The following is a 15320-nucleotide window of genomic DNA, read 5'->3' as shown; positions in this document are numbered from 1 at the left end:
ATCACCGACGAGGGGGCACGACGTGGCGGACGCCATGGTGACGGCTGCACAGAAGTTCATCAACTCCTACAACGTGTCCGGCATCCCGAAGGTGGAGGAGAACGGGAAGACGGGCTGGAGCGTGATGTACGCGCTCACCCGGGCCCTCCAGTACGAGCTGGGCCTGGCCACGCTGTCCGACACCTTCGGACCGGCCACCCTGTCGGCCCTGACGTCCAAGTTCCCCGTCTTCAACGCCGGCACCCCGCACGAACAGATCTGCAAGATCATTCAGGCGGGGCTGTACTGCAAGGGCTACGACGGCGACCGGATCAACGGGGACTACTCCGGGCTCGTCTCGGAATCGGTGACCCGGCTCAAGAAGGACATGGGCGTCGGTACCGTCTACCCCGGTGACGGTGTGACACCGAAGGTCTTCAAAGCCCTGCTCACCATGGACCCGTACGTCGTCGTCGAGGGCGGGAACGACTGGATCCGCTATGCCCAGCAATGGCTGAACGGCCGCTATACCGGCCGCCGGAACTTCTTCATCATCCCCTGCGACGGCAACTTCTCGCGGGACGTCCAGAAGGCCCTCCTCTACGCCATCCAGTTCGAGCTGGGCATGAGCGACGACGTCGCCAACGGCGTCTTCGGCCCGGCCACCAAGCAGGGGCTGCGGGATCATCCCGTCTCGCAGGGCCAGGAAGGCGTGTGGGTCAACCTCTTCAGCACGGCGATGTTGTTCAACAGGCGGCCCGGCGTGCGGCTCGTCGACGGGTTCGGCCCGGACCTGGCCGCCGCCACACGCGACTTCCAGCGCTTCGTACGGTTGCCGGAGACCGGCCGTGGCGACTTCCAGACATGGGCCTCGCTGCTGGTGTCCACCGGCGACAACACCCGTGCGGGCACGGCCTGCGACACGGTCACCGAGGTCACGCTCGAACGCGCCAAGGCCCTCTACGCAGCCGGCTACCGCCATGTCGGCCGCTATCTGTCGAACGTGGCGGGCTCAAGCCTGGACAAGCGGCTCCGACCTGGTGAAACCAGGCTCATCGCCTCCCAGGGCCTGAGCGTCTTCCCGATCTATCAGACGTACGGCGGAGAGGCGGCCTACTTCAAGCGGGAGCAAGGCATCGCCGACGCCCACGCGGCGATCCAGCGCGCCCGGCACTATGGATTCCGGTCCGGTACGCGAATCTACTTCGCCGTCGACTTCGACGCCCTGGACTACCAGGTCACCGACCACATCATCCCGCACTTCCGCGGCATCAAGGCCACCATGGACGAGTACGGGCGCGAGTTCCAGATCGGTATCTACGGGCCCCGCAACGTCTGCAGCCGGGTCGCGGCGGAGCGCCTGACATCGGCGAGTTTCCTGTGCGACATGTCCACCGGATTCTCGGGAAACCTCGGCTACCCCCACCCCCTCGACTGGTCGTTCGACCAGATCTCCACGATCTCCGTCGGCTCCGGCAGTGGTCTGATCTCCATCGACAACAACATCGTCTCCGGTCTTGACGAGGGACAGAACACCTTCGACGACGAATCCGACGACTCCGCACTCGATGTCGGCTTCGACAGAGCCCGGCGGGACGCCCTGCTCGCCGACATCCAGAACTACTTCCTGAACAGTCTCGGTGTGCCGGACAAGGGCGGCCCGAACGGCAACGACGGCACCGTCCGCACCACCACCGAGTGCCTGGACGCGCTGATCGGCTTCGACTGGCTGACCACACAACTGGCGCGCCACTACAGGATGCGCAAAGCCCTCATCCAGTGCCCACTGCTCTGGGAGATGCGCAAGTTCAACATCGCCGACCCCGTCGCGGACGACGCCGTCAGGCTCCACTACACGAGTGGACTCCCGACCGGCCGCGACGACTGCAGCACCGGGATCGGCCAGATCCAGGCGGCCACCGCCATCAAGGGCCGGAACTACAGCATCAACCAGCGGATCATCTCCGGAACCCTCATGGACCCGACGAAGGGAGACGACATCTGGGCCGTCTGGCAGAAGCTGAACACGGACGACGTCTACAACATCCAGTCCATGGCGGCGGCGCTGGTCTGGGGCGCGGACGACAAGCATCTGCCCCGCCCCGGGCTGGATTACAGCGAGGAGAACAGCCAGCGCGTCATGGCCCGGTACAACGGACCAGGCGTCGAGGCCGAACCCTACGGCGAGGCGATGATCGGCATGTACAGGGTCTTCGAGAAGTACAACGCGCCCCTGCGCGCCTGACCCGGCACCCCGTGGCCCGCCACCACCCTCCCGATCCGACCGACGAAAGGCACCCCTATCATGCCCACACCCGGCAGAAGACCGTCCCGCCGGTCGGTGGTGACGACCGGCGTCGGCCTGGTGATCGCCACCGGTCTCGATGCCATGTCCGCCCCGTCCGCCGCGGCCGCCCCCGACGGCTCTCCCTCCTCGAAGGTGCCCGCGGGCCACCAAGGCGACCGTCCGATCACCGGAGCACACAGCGCCAACGGCTGGCCCGTCGAGAAGGGCGCCGACATCGGCGGCTCCATCTGGACCCAGACCGTCGCCGGCAGCGCCGTCCGCGTCGCGCTGCGCCTCGGAGAGGTCTCGACAGTCCTCCAGTACGTCCTGCGGCGCTACCACTACGAGATCGACACTCTCGTCCAGGACGAGGTCATCGGCTATCGCGTTCCCGGACGGGCCCTCCAAGGACACCTGACCAACCACGCCTCCGGCACCGCTGTGGCCATCCGCCCCGGCGCCTATCCGCCCGGAGCGACGGACGGCATGTTCCCGCAACAGCGCGCCGTCGTCGCAGACATCCTCAAGGAGTGCGAGAACGTCGTGCGGTGGGGCGGGACTTTCCGTCGCTCGTACGAAGCACATTTCGAGATCGGCGTCGCACCGGCCGACCCCCTTCTTTCGAAGGTCGCCGACCGGATTCGCCGGGCGGGTCACACTCCCGGAGAAGGCGCGGGCGTACTGGCCCTGGGCTGCTGAAGCGCGGCAGCCGCCGGGGCAGCGCCGCGCCCGCCGTCGAGCGACACACCCCCAACGGGGTGAGGCTGTGATGAACGCCCCGCCCGTGGCCCCGAGTGACGATCAGACCCGCTTCACGCAGGGCCGCGGTGTGCTGGGACACCGCCGCGGCGGAGACCGCGAGCCGCCGCGCCAGCTCACTGGTGGATCCACCCCCGCAGGAGACCGCGCCGAGCAACTGGAAGTTCAGCATGGATCCCCCGTGGTGAACTGCCCGTGTGGACGCCGTCACCAGGAAGACCGATCCAGCGAGGGCCGCGTTCCACGCGACGCCTCAGGCGCCGCCCAGCTCGATCGGGGCCCACTGCTCGTCGGTGAGATCGCCTCGCGCAATGACTGACGATCCATCAAGGCCGGGCCTCAGGTGCGCAGACGATCCACCGCATCGTGATCCGAATTCCAGACAGGACCTAGGACTGACCTAGGACCGAGGCCGCATCGACACCAGCTTCCCCCACACCACCAACCGGTACCTCGACGTGTACTCCGGGGTGCAGGTCGTCAGCGTGATGTAGTAGCCGGGCTCGGAGTACCCGTAGCCGGGCTCGACGATCGAGCGGGGAACCGGGCGTACGACACCCGAGTCACCGGCCGAGGTCCGCGGGAGCGTCTTGTCGACGGCGTAGGTGTAGGTCGCGGTCTTCGTCTCGACCTCCACGAGGTCCTTGGCCCGCAGCCGGTTGATGTAGCGGAACGGCTCGCCGTGCGTGTTCCGGTGCCCCGCGAGCGCGAAGTTGCCCACCTGGCCGGGCTGCCCGGTGCCGCGGTAGTGGCCGACGTACCCCTTGTTGAGGACATCCTGCTTGCTGACGCCCTCGGCGACCGGGACCCGCAGGCCCAGGCGGGGGATGGCGAGGACGGCATAGGCCTGGGACCAGGAGGGGCGGCGCTGCGTGGGCACAGTGGCGGTCTGTTCGCGGGTGCTGGTGCCGGTGCGCGGCCGTGGCGTCACGGCCGGGACGGACGTACCGGAGTCGTCGCCCCTGTCGGTGGCCCCGTCGCGCCACTCCCGCTCCAGAGCCTCCACCTCGCGCTCGGCGCCGCGCCTGGCCTCCCGGTTGGTCCACCACAGCTGGTGGACGACGAGCAGCAGGAGCACGAGGCCCGCGGTGACGAGGAGTTCGCCACCGGTCCACAGCGCACGTCGGCGGCGCGCGCGCTGCCGCCGGGTGGTGTGCTGCACGACCGGAACGCGCATCCCTACGCCTCCTTCACCGGGCCGCCCGCACGATAAGGGAGGGAGGCCGAAGTCACCAGACCCGCACGGCGCCGGCCTTGGGACAGCAGTACAACAGCCGTACGAGAGCCGTACGACAGGGACCGTTCGGCACTTCGTACAGCGGTTTTAGAAAGGGCTGCCACAACCCTCGACAACCCCACCCGTCACACCCGATGCTTCCCTCCAGTGACCTGACGGGCCAGGTCCCAGCGAAGGCGGAGAAGCCATGATCCGACGCAGAACCCTGCTGACCGCAGCGGGCGGCACCCTCCTCGGCAGCGCTCTCGCGACCGGCACCGCACGCGCGGACGCCACGATCGCCGTCAACCCCGGCACGTCGTACGGCACTTGGGAGGGCTGGGGCACCTCCCTGGCCTGGTGGGCCAATGTGTTCGGCGCGCGGGACGACTTCGCCGACATCTTCTTCACCACCAAGTCGACGACGTACAACGGGACTTCGCTGCCCGGCCTGGGCCTGAACATCGCCCGTTACAACCTGGGCGCCTGCAGCTGGAACACCGTGAGCGGCGCGAGCATGGTCGCCTCCCCCAACATCCCGGCGTTCAAGCAGATCGAGGGCTACTGGCAGGACTGGAGCAACGAGGACCCGACGTCCTCGGCCTGGAAGTGGACGGCGGACGCCACCCAGCGCGCGATGCTGACGAAGGCCGTGGCCCGCGGGGCGACCACCGAGCTGTTCGCCAACTCCCCCATGTGGTGGATGTGCCTGAACCACAACCCGTCCGGCGCCTCCGACGGCGGCAACAACCTCCAGTCCTGGAACTACCGCCAGCACGCCTCCCACCTGGCGGCGGTGGCCCTCTACGCGAAGAACAACTGGGGCGTGAACTTCGCGACGGTCGAGGCCTTCAACGAGCCGAGCTCCAACTGGTGGACGGCGACCGGCACCCAGGAGGGCTGCCACATCGACTCGACCGTCCAGTCCGCCGTACTGCCGTACGTGCGCAGCGAGTTGGACAAGCGAGGCCTGACGAGCACGAAGATCTCCGCCTCGGACGAGACGAGCTACGACCTCGCCCGCACGACCTGGAACTCCTTCTCCTCGACGACCAAGGGCTATGTGGACCGGGTCAACGTCCACGGCTACCAGGGCTCGGGCGGCCGCAGGGACCTGTTGTACTCGGATGTCGTGACGACGGCCGGCAAGGCCCTGTGGAACTCGGAGACCGGCGACAACGACGGCACCGGCTACACGCTCGCCTTCAACCTCCTCTACGACTTCCGCTGGCTGCACCCCACCGCCTGGGTCTACTGGCAGGTCATGGACCCGTCGACGAACTGGGCGATGATCGCGTACGACGCGAGCACGCTGCAGGCGGGCGCGGTGCAGACGAAGTACTACACGATGGCCCAGTTCAGCCGGCACATCCGCCCGGGCATGAAGATCCTCGACACGGGCGTGAGCAACGCGGTCGCGGCCTACGACTCCAGCGCGAAACGCCTGGTGATCGTGGCACTGAACACCTCGACCTCGGCCCAGACCTTCACCTTCAACCTCTCCAACTTCACCACGGTGACCGGCGGTTCGGGCGATCTGGTCCCCCGTTGGAACACCGTGACGACGGGCGGGGACCTGTACAGGTCGTACTCGGACACGTTCCTGAGCGGGAAGTCGGTGTCGGTGTCGATGGCGGGGAAGGCGGTACAGACCTTGCAGATAGACGGGGTGACGATCTGACGTCCGCGCCCTCCGCTCCCTCCGGCAGGATGCCCGCCGGGCTGGTCGCGCTCGCGCTCGGCGGTTTCGGCATCGGCCTGACGGAGTTCGTGATCGCGGGGCTCCTGCCGCAGGTGGGCCGGAGCCTCGCCGTGTCGGAGGCCGCGGCGGGCCGGCTGATCTCCGGTTACGCCCTGACCGTCGCGGTGGGCGCGATAGCGCTGACGGCCGCGACGGCGAGGCTGCCCCGCAAGCCGGTCCTCACCGGCCTGGTGGTGCTGTTCGTCCTCGGCAACCTCATCTCGGCCCTCGCGCCGAACTATCCCGTGATGATGCTGGGACGGGTGATCGCCGCCCTGTGCCACGGCTCGTTCTTCGGCATCGGCTCCCTCGTCGCCCGCCGCCTGGTCCCACCGGAACGGGCGTCGCGGGCGGTGGCGGTGATGTTCGCGGGCCTGACGGTGGCGAACGTGCTCGGGGTCCCCTTCGGCGCCCTGGTCGGCGACCACTGGGGCTGGCGGGCGACGTTCTGGGCGATCACGGGGATCGGGGTGGTCGCGGCGGTCGCGATCGCGGTCCTGGTGCCGGGGTGGGCGGGAAAGTCGGTGGCTCGGCAGGGCTCCCTGACAGGGCAGCTACGGGCGATGCGCTCCCGCCAGGTCTGGCTGACCCTGACCGCGACCGCCCTCGGCTACGGCGGCATGTTCGGCGCCTTCAGCTACCTCGCGTACACCTTCACCGAGGTCACGGGCTTCTCGGCCACGGACGTGGCCTGGCTCCTTGTCGTCTACGGCAGCGGCCTGGTCCTCGGCAACCTGGCGGGCGGCCGCGCCGCGGACCACAACCGCGACGTGACCTTGATCGTGTCCCTGGCGGCGCTGGCGGCCACGCTCGCCGTGTTCGGCCTGCTGGCAGGCAGCGCAGCCGCCTCGGTGGTCCTGGTCTTCCTCACGGGCGTGTTCGGCTTCGCCCAGGTCCCGGGCATGATCACCCGCGTCACGGACCACGCCCAGGGGGTCCCGCTGGCGGCGAGCGCGAACGTGTCGGCGTCCAATGTGGGCAATGCGGTGGGGGCGTGGCTGGGTGGGCTCGCGATCAGCGCGGGCCTTGGCTACACGGCTCCGCTGTACGTAGGGGCGGGCATCGTCGCGGCCGCGCTGGTGCCGATGGTGTGGGCGGCGAGCGGGCGTACCGAGGGGGCCGCGTGATCCCCGCCCTTTGACCAGCACATACCTCTTCTTCGCCACGGATGGGCAGTACGGTTTCCCTCATGCGCCCCGACACGCCTGCCGAGAACGTCGACCACACCGCCGAAGCGGCCCGCCTGGAGCGGACCGCCGGCCTGTATCCCGAGGACGCCGAGGCCCTGCTCCTCCAGGCCGCGGCCCACCTGGAACTGGCCGGCGACCGCCCCGCCGCGACCACCCTCTACGACCGCCTGCTGTCCTCCCAGGCGGGCCTGGAGAACCCCTACCTGGTACGAGCCCTCAAGGCCTCGAACCTGTGGGAGTACGGCCACGAGGCCGAGGCCCGAGCGATCATCGACGGCATCCGGGCAGCGTCCCCGCGCGACCCGGCCCCCTGGGTGATCGTGGCGGAGTCCCTGGAGGCCCACGACGAGCTGGAAGCGGCTGAGGAGACCTTCACGGAGGGGGCGCGTGTGCTCCTGACGGACGTGGAGGAACCCCCGTACTCGACGCACCCACTGCTGTTCGGCCGCCACCGGGTACGCAGGATGCTGGGCGTCGCCCACGACGAATGGGACACGGTGGCGGACCTGCACCACTCGTCCCCGGTGTCCTTGGACGAACTGCACGACCCGAAACGGGTGTGGTCCCTGGGCTCGGACAACCCTGCGGAGCTTGCGGCGGAGATCTCGCGTCTACGGGCGGAATTGGGGACGTATCGGGAGGCATTGTCCCGTCCGTTCCCGGTCGCGGTGCTGCACTGGCCGGCGGGGGAACTGTCGGAACTGGTGGAGGCGTATCCGAGTCTGGCCGCCGAGTACCCCTCCCATGAGGAGCACCTGGCGACGATAGAGGGGTCACTGCGGGAGCTGGCGGCCTCCGGCACGCCCAACCTGGGGATCGTGACGGGGACGGTGCCTTCTTATGAGGCCTTCGCGGCCTCGGAGATGGCTTCGCCTGGGGAGGCGGAGCTGTTGCCGCAGTATGCGACGACGCTGGCGGCCCGGGGGCGCGCTGTGGAGTGGCCGCCGCAGCGGGGGGCTGGGTGTTGGTGTGGGTCGGGGCGGGTTTATGAGGGGTGTCACGGGGCGTAGCAGTATCGGCCGCCTGGCCGCCCGTCAGCCGCCTTCACCCTCGTCGAAGCGCCACCGGCCGGCCTCGATGCGCTGGAAGTGCTGATATGTCCACACACATCCCATCAACAGTCGCCAGCAGCCCCTGCCCCGCCAGGGTGAGGGTGCACTCCACCCGCGGCGGAGCGGTCGAATGCGCCCGCCGCTCGACGAGCCCATTGCGCTCCATCACCCGCTCGCTTCCACCCCGCGCCAGAGCTGCCCGGGTCAAGGGTGGCCCGCAGGGCCATCGCCGAAGGCGACGCGAGGCGCCTTTGAGGCGGGCCACTGAGGCACGACAGTGCCAAGGAAGCGGGCGGCCTCGACGGCAAGCTTCACGCTCAGATCCCCTGGAAAATACGGGACTTATCTCACTACTTCACAGGTCAACCACCCCTATGTCCAACCTTTGCAGTACCGTCACACATATCGATGAACTGACGGGCCGCCACCATGTGGTTGGGCCCTGATCTGCGCGCACACGGGGGAACCATGCCCTACGAACCCGGCACTGTCTGGCAGTACGACGTCCCCACCACCGGCAGCACGCATCTGCCGCCGGACGCCGGCTACGGCAGGGCTCTGACCAACCAGGGCTATGGCTTCGAAGTCGCCGTGGCAGACCTGATCGACAATTCGATCGACGCGGGCGCAGACAAGATCGTCGTGCACTTCCTGCGTGACGCCGAGCGGATCCTGACGCTGCTGATCATCGACAACGGCAGAGGAATGGACGAGGCCGGGTTGGATGACGCGATGACGGTCGGTAGGCGCCGCACCTACGGCGATCACGCCCTCGGCATGTACGGCACCGGTCTCAAGGCCGCTTCGCTCTCGCATGCTTCGTCCCTCACCGTGGTCAGTCGCACGAAGCGGAGCCGCGCCGCGGGCCGCCGCCTCACCGCCGAGGGAATCGAGGACAGCTTCCGCTGCGACACCGTCGACCCGCGCTACGCACAGGATCTCGTCGACCGGTACGACGGCATCATCGAGTGGCAGGGCACGGTCGTACGGTGGGACCGGGTGCGCGCCTTCGAAACCGTGACGCCGGGCCAGAGCGACCAGTACCTCTCACAGGCCATCGTCCGCCTGGAAACCCACCTCGGCCTCTACCTCCACCGTTTCCTGCAGCGTGGTCTCCAGCTGGACATAGCGGTATGGGACGTGAGCAGCAGCGCGAACGAGCTCGGCGAAGAGGTGGACCACATCAGCGTAGAGGCGCTCGACCCCTTCGGGTACAAGGTGCCCGGGAAGAAGGGGTACCCCCGGCAGTTCACCGCGCCCGTGGAGGGCATCGGCGACATGCGCCTGACCGCCCACATCTGGCCGGCCAAGTCGAAGCAGGCGGGCTTCCGGCAGATCGGCGCGCTCGCGGAGCGTCAGGGCTTCTACTTCTACCGGAACGACCGCCTGGTGCAGGCGGGCGGCTGGAACGGCCTGCGCAATCCCGAAGGGCATCTCGTACTGGCCCGAGTCGCCGTGGATCTCCCCTCGCACGAGAACAGCGTCCTGAGTCTCGACGTGAAGAAGGAACGGGTCACGGTCACCCCCGCCTTCACTCTCGGCGTGGACAAGGCAGTGGACGCCGCCGGAAACACCTTCCACCAGTACCTCAGCGACGCCGAAGCCGCCTATCGGGACGGTTCGAGGCGCACGGAAATCGTCCGGAAAGCGGTCACCCCTCCAGGAAAGGGCCTGGACCCGAGGGTCAAGCGGGTCATCAAGGAAGAACTCCCGGAGAAACCGGGCGAGGAACCCATCACCTTCACCTGGGGATCGCTTCCCCGGGACCGGTTCTTCGACCTGGACCGGGAGAACAACGGCGTCATCCTCAACAAGGACTACCGCGAGGACTTCAACGACGGCCGACGGGGCGGCGCGAACGACGCTCCGGTCACAAAAACCCTGCTGTATCTACTTCTTGAGGACTGCTTCGGGCTTGGACGCTGGGAGCGAAGCCGCCAGGACCGCATGGATTACTGGAACACCATCCTCCTCGCCTCCGCGGACGCTCATCGCCTACGGCGCAACCAGGCGTTCTCCTGACGCCGTACGGCACTCGCCCCGTCTCCACTGACCGCTGATTGAGGCCCGCACATGAGCCACACCCCCGCCGACGTTCTCCTGGACATCCATGCCTCCGCTCTCGCAGGCATGGTCAACGGCCCCAAGCACTTCGAACGCTGGGCCGCGCTGGCCGCCGACGAGGACCATCCGGACGCCGATCTCAGCGAAGAGCGCTTCCACGAGAGCCTGGTCGGTGCGGACAACGCACTGACCGCCCTCTGGAGCCGCCACCTCACCGCCTGGGACTTCGCGGAGGACCCTCAGTGGGCACTCGGCACCCCCGCTCGCACCGACGAACGACGGACGGTCGTGTACGACCGTCTGCGGTTCGGCAGCGATCTGCGCAAGGCACTGGACGACGTGGTTCCCGTGGCAAAGCTCCCCGGCCCCACGGTGATCACCCGCGAGTTCACCCCCTGGTACACCCCTGAGCGCACGGCCGCCCGGTCCTTCTACTGGACGTCGTACGAGGGGAAGCTCCGCGCCAAGGGCTGGTCGGAAGCAGCGATAGCCGGCCTGGACGAGGCAAGCCGAGCGGTCGTCGAACGCCTCACCGACCCCGAACAGCCCGCAGCCCGGCAGGCGAAGGGCCTCGTCGTGGGATACGTCCAGTCGGGCAAGACAGCGAACTTCACCGGAGTCACCGCCAAGGCCATCGACGCCGGCTACCGCCTGGTCGTCGTCCTCGGTGGCACCCTGAACCTCCTGCGCGCGCAGACCCAGCGCCGCCTCGACATGGAACTGATCGGCCAGGAGAACATCCTGCGCGGCGCCGACATCACCGATCTGGATTCCCTCGTCGGCATCGACTACGTCAGCGACGACGACGCCGACTGGCCCGACTTCGTCCAGCACGGCGGGCGCCCCTCCGCCCTGGGCGCCTTCGACATCGAGCGCCTGACGACCCGGGACGACGACTACAAGAGCCTGGCCCAGGGCATCCGAGCGCTGGAATTCGAGAAGCGCGAACCCACCCGCCCGCTGCACGACCCGGCTAACCTCCATCACACCGCGGCCCGCGTGCTGGTGGTGAAAAAGAACAAGTCCGTCCTCACCAAGCTCGTCAAAGACCTCAAGCAGATCCACGGCCTGCTCGGCGAACTCCCCGCCCTGATCATCGACGACGAGTCCGACCAGGCTTCCGTGAACACGCTGGACCCGAAGAAGTGGGAGGCGGGCAAACCCGACCGCACCGCGATCAACGGGCTGATCTCTCAGCTCCTGGGGCTGCTCCCGCGGGCGCAGTACGTGGGTTATACGGCAACTCCGTTCGCCAATGTCTTCGTTGACCCTGGTGATGACGAAGACATCTTCCCGAGCGATTTCCTGATCTCACTTCCACGCCCGACGGGTTACATGGGAGCTCAGGACTTCCACGATCTGGACTCTCCGGTAGCGGAAGATGAGCGGACATTCGCCAACTCCCAGGAGAAGGCACACGTCCGCGGCATATACGAGTCGACGGGTGACCGCCTCCAGGAGGCCATGGACGCCTTCGTCCTCTCCGGTGCTCTCAAGCTCTATCGGATCGACCACGGCGTTCCAGAAGGCCCGTTCCGGCACCACACGATGCTCGTACATCAATCCGTACGCAAGGACGATCACGCCGACCTCGCGTTGCGCATCAACTCCATGTGGCACCAGGCGGGATACAGCTCCGCGGCCGGCCATGAACGACTTGCTTCTCTATGGGCGACAGACATCATCCCGGTGAGCGAGGCACGTGCACCTGGCCTCCCGTCGCCGGCTACGTACGAGGAGCTTCGTCCCTACGTGAGCGAGGCGCGGCGGCGCATCGGTTCAAACGGCCAGCCGGTCATTGTCGTGAACGGTGACAGCGATCGCTACTTCGATCAGCTCGACCTCGACTTCGACCGGACCCTGCACGTCTGGAAGATCCTCGTGGGCGGTACGAAGCTGTCACGTGGCTTCACTGTGGAGGGCCTCACCATCACCTACTACCGGCGTACTACCCAACAGGCGGACACGCTGATGCAGATGGGGCGTTGGTTCGGGTTCAGGCCTGGCTATCAGGACTTGGTCAGGCTCTACATCGGGAGGGAAGAGCCCTTCGGCCGCGACAAATCCGTGGATCTGTATGAAGCATATGAAGCGATCTGCCGCGACGAGGAGACCTTTCGAGAGCAGCTGTCCCAGTACGCCACGGTGGTCGACGGACAGCCCCAACTGACACCCATGGAGGTGCCCCCGCTTGTCGCACAACACCTGCCTTGGGTCAGACCGTCCGCACGCAACAAGATGTTCAACGCGGAACTCGTAGAGATCCGATCCCCCGGGCGTCCCATCGAGCCCGCCTCATACCCGCTGAACAACAGTGCGGCTCACAAGCGAAACACCGAACGCTGGCGCCCCCTTCTGGACGCACTCGCTACGACGCCGGTGACGTTCAGCAATCCGCCAGACAGCTCAAGCGCGCTGACGCGTACCTTCGAAGCACTCACCGGGATCATTGCTCACGACGATCTCCTGGGTGTCCTGTCCCAGCTTGAGTGGGAGCGTCCACGCTACTTCGAGCCTCACCTGACCTATCTGAGGCAGCTCGACGGCTCGCTGGCCAAGGTGGACAATTGGCTGCTCATCTCGCCCCGCCTGGCCGCAAGCACACGTGTCGAAGCCAGCATCCTCGGCTCCGCCCCCCTTTCCCTGGTCCGACGAAAGCGGCAGGCTGATAAGACCTCCTTCGGGCGCATCGCCAGCGTCGAACACCGCACCGCAGCACAGCGTCTCATCGACAACGCGGCCGCCCCTCTCGGTCTGCACGCTGCCCAGAACGGCGAAGTCGGGCCCGCAACTGGGGTCATCCTCCTGTACCCCGTCGTCGATGGCTACAAGCACAGCGACGTCCACGGGGTCGTCCGCAACGGATCAGCCGACCCATCAAAGATCGTGATGGCCTTCACCCTGATCCCGCCGAACTCAGCTATGAGCTCGGACCGCCGCCTGGTGCGGTTCCGCGCGAAAGACTCCCGGCACCGCAATAACGCTACGATTCCGCTTAGTTGAGTCTGGGGGGGGATCACTTGCTGCCCATCGACATACATACCGCACAGAGCATCCGCCTGGCGGACGAGTTGCGACTCGACGCCGAGCTCCAGGCCGTACACGCTGAGATCACTCGCATGGACCCCTCGGGGGAACGATTCGCAGCAGTGCTTCGGAACACGATTGATCAGCTGCTGAACGGAGAGAACACAGGACGCTTCGCCTGGGAATCCTTGTACAAGACCGAGAGGACCCACGCGGGCACTCTTGTCGAGATCAATCTGCAGAGAGAGTTCAAGTTCGCAGACGGCAAGGCGATGGACTACCAGATCGCCGAGATCGAGGTGGACTGCAAGTACTCGCAGAGCTTCGGCGGCTGGATGATCCCACCCGAGGCCAGGGGCCATCTCTGCCTGCTCGTATGGGCAAACGACCAGGAGAGTCGCTGGAGCGCTGGCCTCTTCCGGGTACGGGAAGAGTGGCTGAACCAAGGAAGCAACCGTGACGCCAAGCTCACCATAAAAGCCATACATCGGGACAAAATCCACTGGCTTTGGCGCAATGCGGAACTTCCGGAGAACGTACTCCTCCACATGGACCCATTCGAGCGCGACGCAGTCTTCGCACCGCAGTCCGGCCAGCAACGGCTCAACGAGCTGTTCCGGCGCGTTCAGAAACGACGCATCAGCCGTAACGTAGTGCGGACTGTGGCCCAGCAGAAGGACTACATGAAGCGGGTACGCGGCAACGGAGGGTCACGATCGGCGCTCAGGCCCGAGGGCATCCTCATCATGGGCGATTACGACAGTCACCGGGCAGTTGCGAAGAAGCTTGGACTACCAGAACCGGGCGAGGGAGAATTTGTGAGCGTGCGCGTGGCGCGAGCAGTCGCGCGCCACGCAGTCGGCCCCCAAATTGAACTTGACGGCCAAAACTGGGCAGTTGCCGATGAAGATGACCCTCCAGAGCCTGCCCCACTGCTTCCGTCCCACACAAAGCTCGTCTAGCCCGCGCCCTCAATAACGCAATCAGCCGTTACCCGGAACACTTTTATGCCACTCACGCCTGATCAACAGGATCTCGTCGACAAGCACCTCGCCGACCCGGAAGCCATCAGCGCAGTCATTCTCGGACTGTGCTGGAGTGACTCCAAGCTTGCTGACGCCGCCAAGATTGAACTCAATGAGAGTGAAACGCTTGAAGGCGCAGTCAAGCGTCAGAAGCTCGGCTGGAACCCAGCCTGGCTGATAAACGCCGGCTACACAGCATATGACTCCGCTGGCCTCCGCCTTGACGGGGCATCTCACACCTCCGGACCCATTGCCTGGGCCCCCGAAGTGAGAACATTCCGCCTGGACGACAAGGTTAAAGACGCAGAACGAGGGCACGGCTATCGTCGACGCACGTCAGCCGAACTAGCCGTACTCTCGCTGTGGACGCATGTCGTGAGCACCAGAGGAATCACTCTCAACAGACCTCTTGAGTTGCACCCCATTACACGGGGAGCCCTGTTCCGCGACCTCCTCATTTACTTCCTAAGAAACAGCTTGCCGTCCGGCTGGCAGGTCCGTCATGAAGTCCCGCTTACTCATATTCGCGGACTGCATATGCGCAGGGATGTGGGAGGCAGGAAAAGCGACATCCTGATCATCGATGATGGCGGACGGCTCGTAGCAGCCCTATCATCTAAGTGGTCCTGGCGATCCGACCGAGGAACTGAAGCGGCACAGATGGTGCCATTGACTCGTTATCGCCCTGATGTTCCATACGCCCTTGCGACTGCCGAATTCCCCCGCGCGGAAAAGGTAACGCGAGAGAGCATCGAAGATCGCACCTACCATTTGTGCCCTGGTTGGGTCGGTTCCTGGATGGCAGTGAACGAGCTTCCGGCAGGCGTCTCACCCCTCGAACGCTGGCCCAGTCTGGAAGCACTCCGTCAAGAAGGGACCTCCCGAGCTCGGACATCAGCTCTGAAGGGCCTGGATACCCTAGTCGACGACCTTCGCAACAGCGGCGACATTTTGTGAGTGAGGACCGGGAGGCCACGGAC

11 protein-coding genes and 1 pseudogene are annotated in these 15320 nt (G+C 66.4%); 9 read left to right on the top strand and 3 right to left on the bottom strand.

The genetic code is table 11. The annotated features are described in order from the left end of the window. The first annotated feature begins 22 nt into the window (after positions 1-22). Positions 23-2224, top strand: coding sequence for a glycoside hydrolase domain-containing protein (locus ACIBW9_RS00725; protein ID WP_398949809.1), 2202 nt, complete (start codon positions 23-25; stop codon positions 2222-2224). Between the two features lie 60 nt (positions 2225-2284). Beyond that, a complete protein-coding gene (locus ACIBW9_RS00720) occupies positions 2285-2965 on the top strand; it encodes a hypothetical protein (RefSeq protein WP_398952139.1) in 681 nt (226 codons plus the stop codon). A gap of 112 nt (positions 2966-3077) precedes the next feature. Here ACIBW9_RS00720 and ACIBW9_RS00715 read toward each other — a convergent pair. Continuing rightward, positions 3078-3197: pseudogene (locus tag ACIBW9_RS00715) on the bottom strand (hypothetical protein); the annotation flags it as partial. Positions 3198-3425: 228 nt separating this feature from the next. Next, positions 3426-4202, bottom strand: a complete 777-nt coding sequence (locus ACIBW9_RS00710; protein ID WP_398949807.1) for a class E sortase — start codon at positions 4200-4202, stop codon at positions 3426-3428. A gap of 247 nt (positions 4203-4449) precedes the next feature. On the opposite strand from ACIBW9_RS00710, the gene ACIBW9_RS00705 reads away from it, so the two are divergent. The 3 genes from ACIBW9_RS00705 to ACIBW9_RS00695 all read left to right on the top strand — a co-directional run bounded on the left by ACIBW9_RS00705 (position 4450) and on the right by ACIBW9_RS00695 (position 8182). After that, a complete protein-coding gene (locus tag ACIBW9_RS00705) occupies positions 4450-5922 on the top strand; it encodes a beta-1,6-galactanase (protein WP_398949805.1) in 1473 nt (490 codons plus the stop codon). Between the two features lie 29 nt (positions 5923-5951). Next, positions 5952-7109: an MFS transporter gene (locus tag ACIBW9_RS00700; protein ID WP_398949803.1), complete on the top strand. Its 1158-nt coding sequence runs from the start codon at positions 5952-5954 to the stop codon at positions 7107-7109. A 62-nt stretch (positions 7110-7171) separates the two neighbouring features. Then, positions 7172-8182, top strand: coding sequence for a hypothetical protein (locus tag ACIBW9_RS00695; protein ID WP_398949801.1), 1011 nt, complete (start codon positions 7172-7174; stop codon positions 8180-8182). A gap of 34 nt (positions 8183-8216) precedes the next feature. Here ACIBW9_RS00695 and ACIBW9_RS00690 read toward each other — a convergent pair whose 3' ends face one another. Next, complete coding sequence (locus ACIBW9_RS00690; protein WP_398952028.1) at positions 8217-8390, bottom strand: winged helix-turn-helix transcriptional regulator; 174 nt, start codon at positions 8388-8390, stop codon at positions 8217-8219. A gap of 302 nt (positions 8391-8692) precedes the next feature. Between ACIBW9_RS00690 and ACIBW9_RS00685 the strand changes: the two genes are divergently transcribed. The 4 genes from ACIBW9_RS00685 to ACIBW9_RS00670 are packed head-to-tail and all read left to right on the top strand — an operon-like array spanning position 8693 to position 15297. After that, complete coding sequence (locus tag ACIBW9_RS00685) at positions 8693-10246, top strand: ATP-binding protein (protein WP_398949799.1); 1554 nt, start codon at positions 8693-8695, stop codon at positions 10244-10246. Between the two features lie 51 nt (positions 10247-10297). Continuing rightward, complete coding sequence (locus ACIBW9_RS00680; RefSeq protein ID WP_398949797.1) at positions 10298-13291, top strand: Z1 domain-containing protein; 2994 nt, start codon at positions 10298-10300, stop codon at positions 13289-13291. 17 nt (positions 13292-13308) lie between these two features. Then, positions 13309-14277: a NaeI family type II restriction endonuclease gene (locus tag ACIBW9_RS00675; protein ID WP_398949795.1), complete on the top strand. Its 969-nt coding sequence runs from the start codon at positions 13309-13311 to the stop codon at positions 14275-14277. Positions 14278-14322: 45 nt separating this feature from the next. Beyond that, complete coding sequence (locus ACIBW9_RS00670) at positions 14323-15297, top strand: hypothetical protein (protein WP_398949792.1); 975 nt, start codon at positions 14323-14325, stop codon at positions 15295-15297. The last annotated feature ends 23 nt before the right edge of the window (positions 15298-15320 follow it).

Source organism: Streptomyces sp. NPDC049541 (assembly GCF_044465725.1).
Taxonomy (GTDB): Bacteria; Actinomycetota; Actinomycetes; order Streptomycetales; family Streptomycetaceae; genus Streptomyces.
Note: the sequence above shows the minus strand (reverse complement) of the source record. Positions and strands in the feature narration are given on the sequence as shown.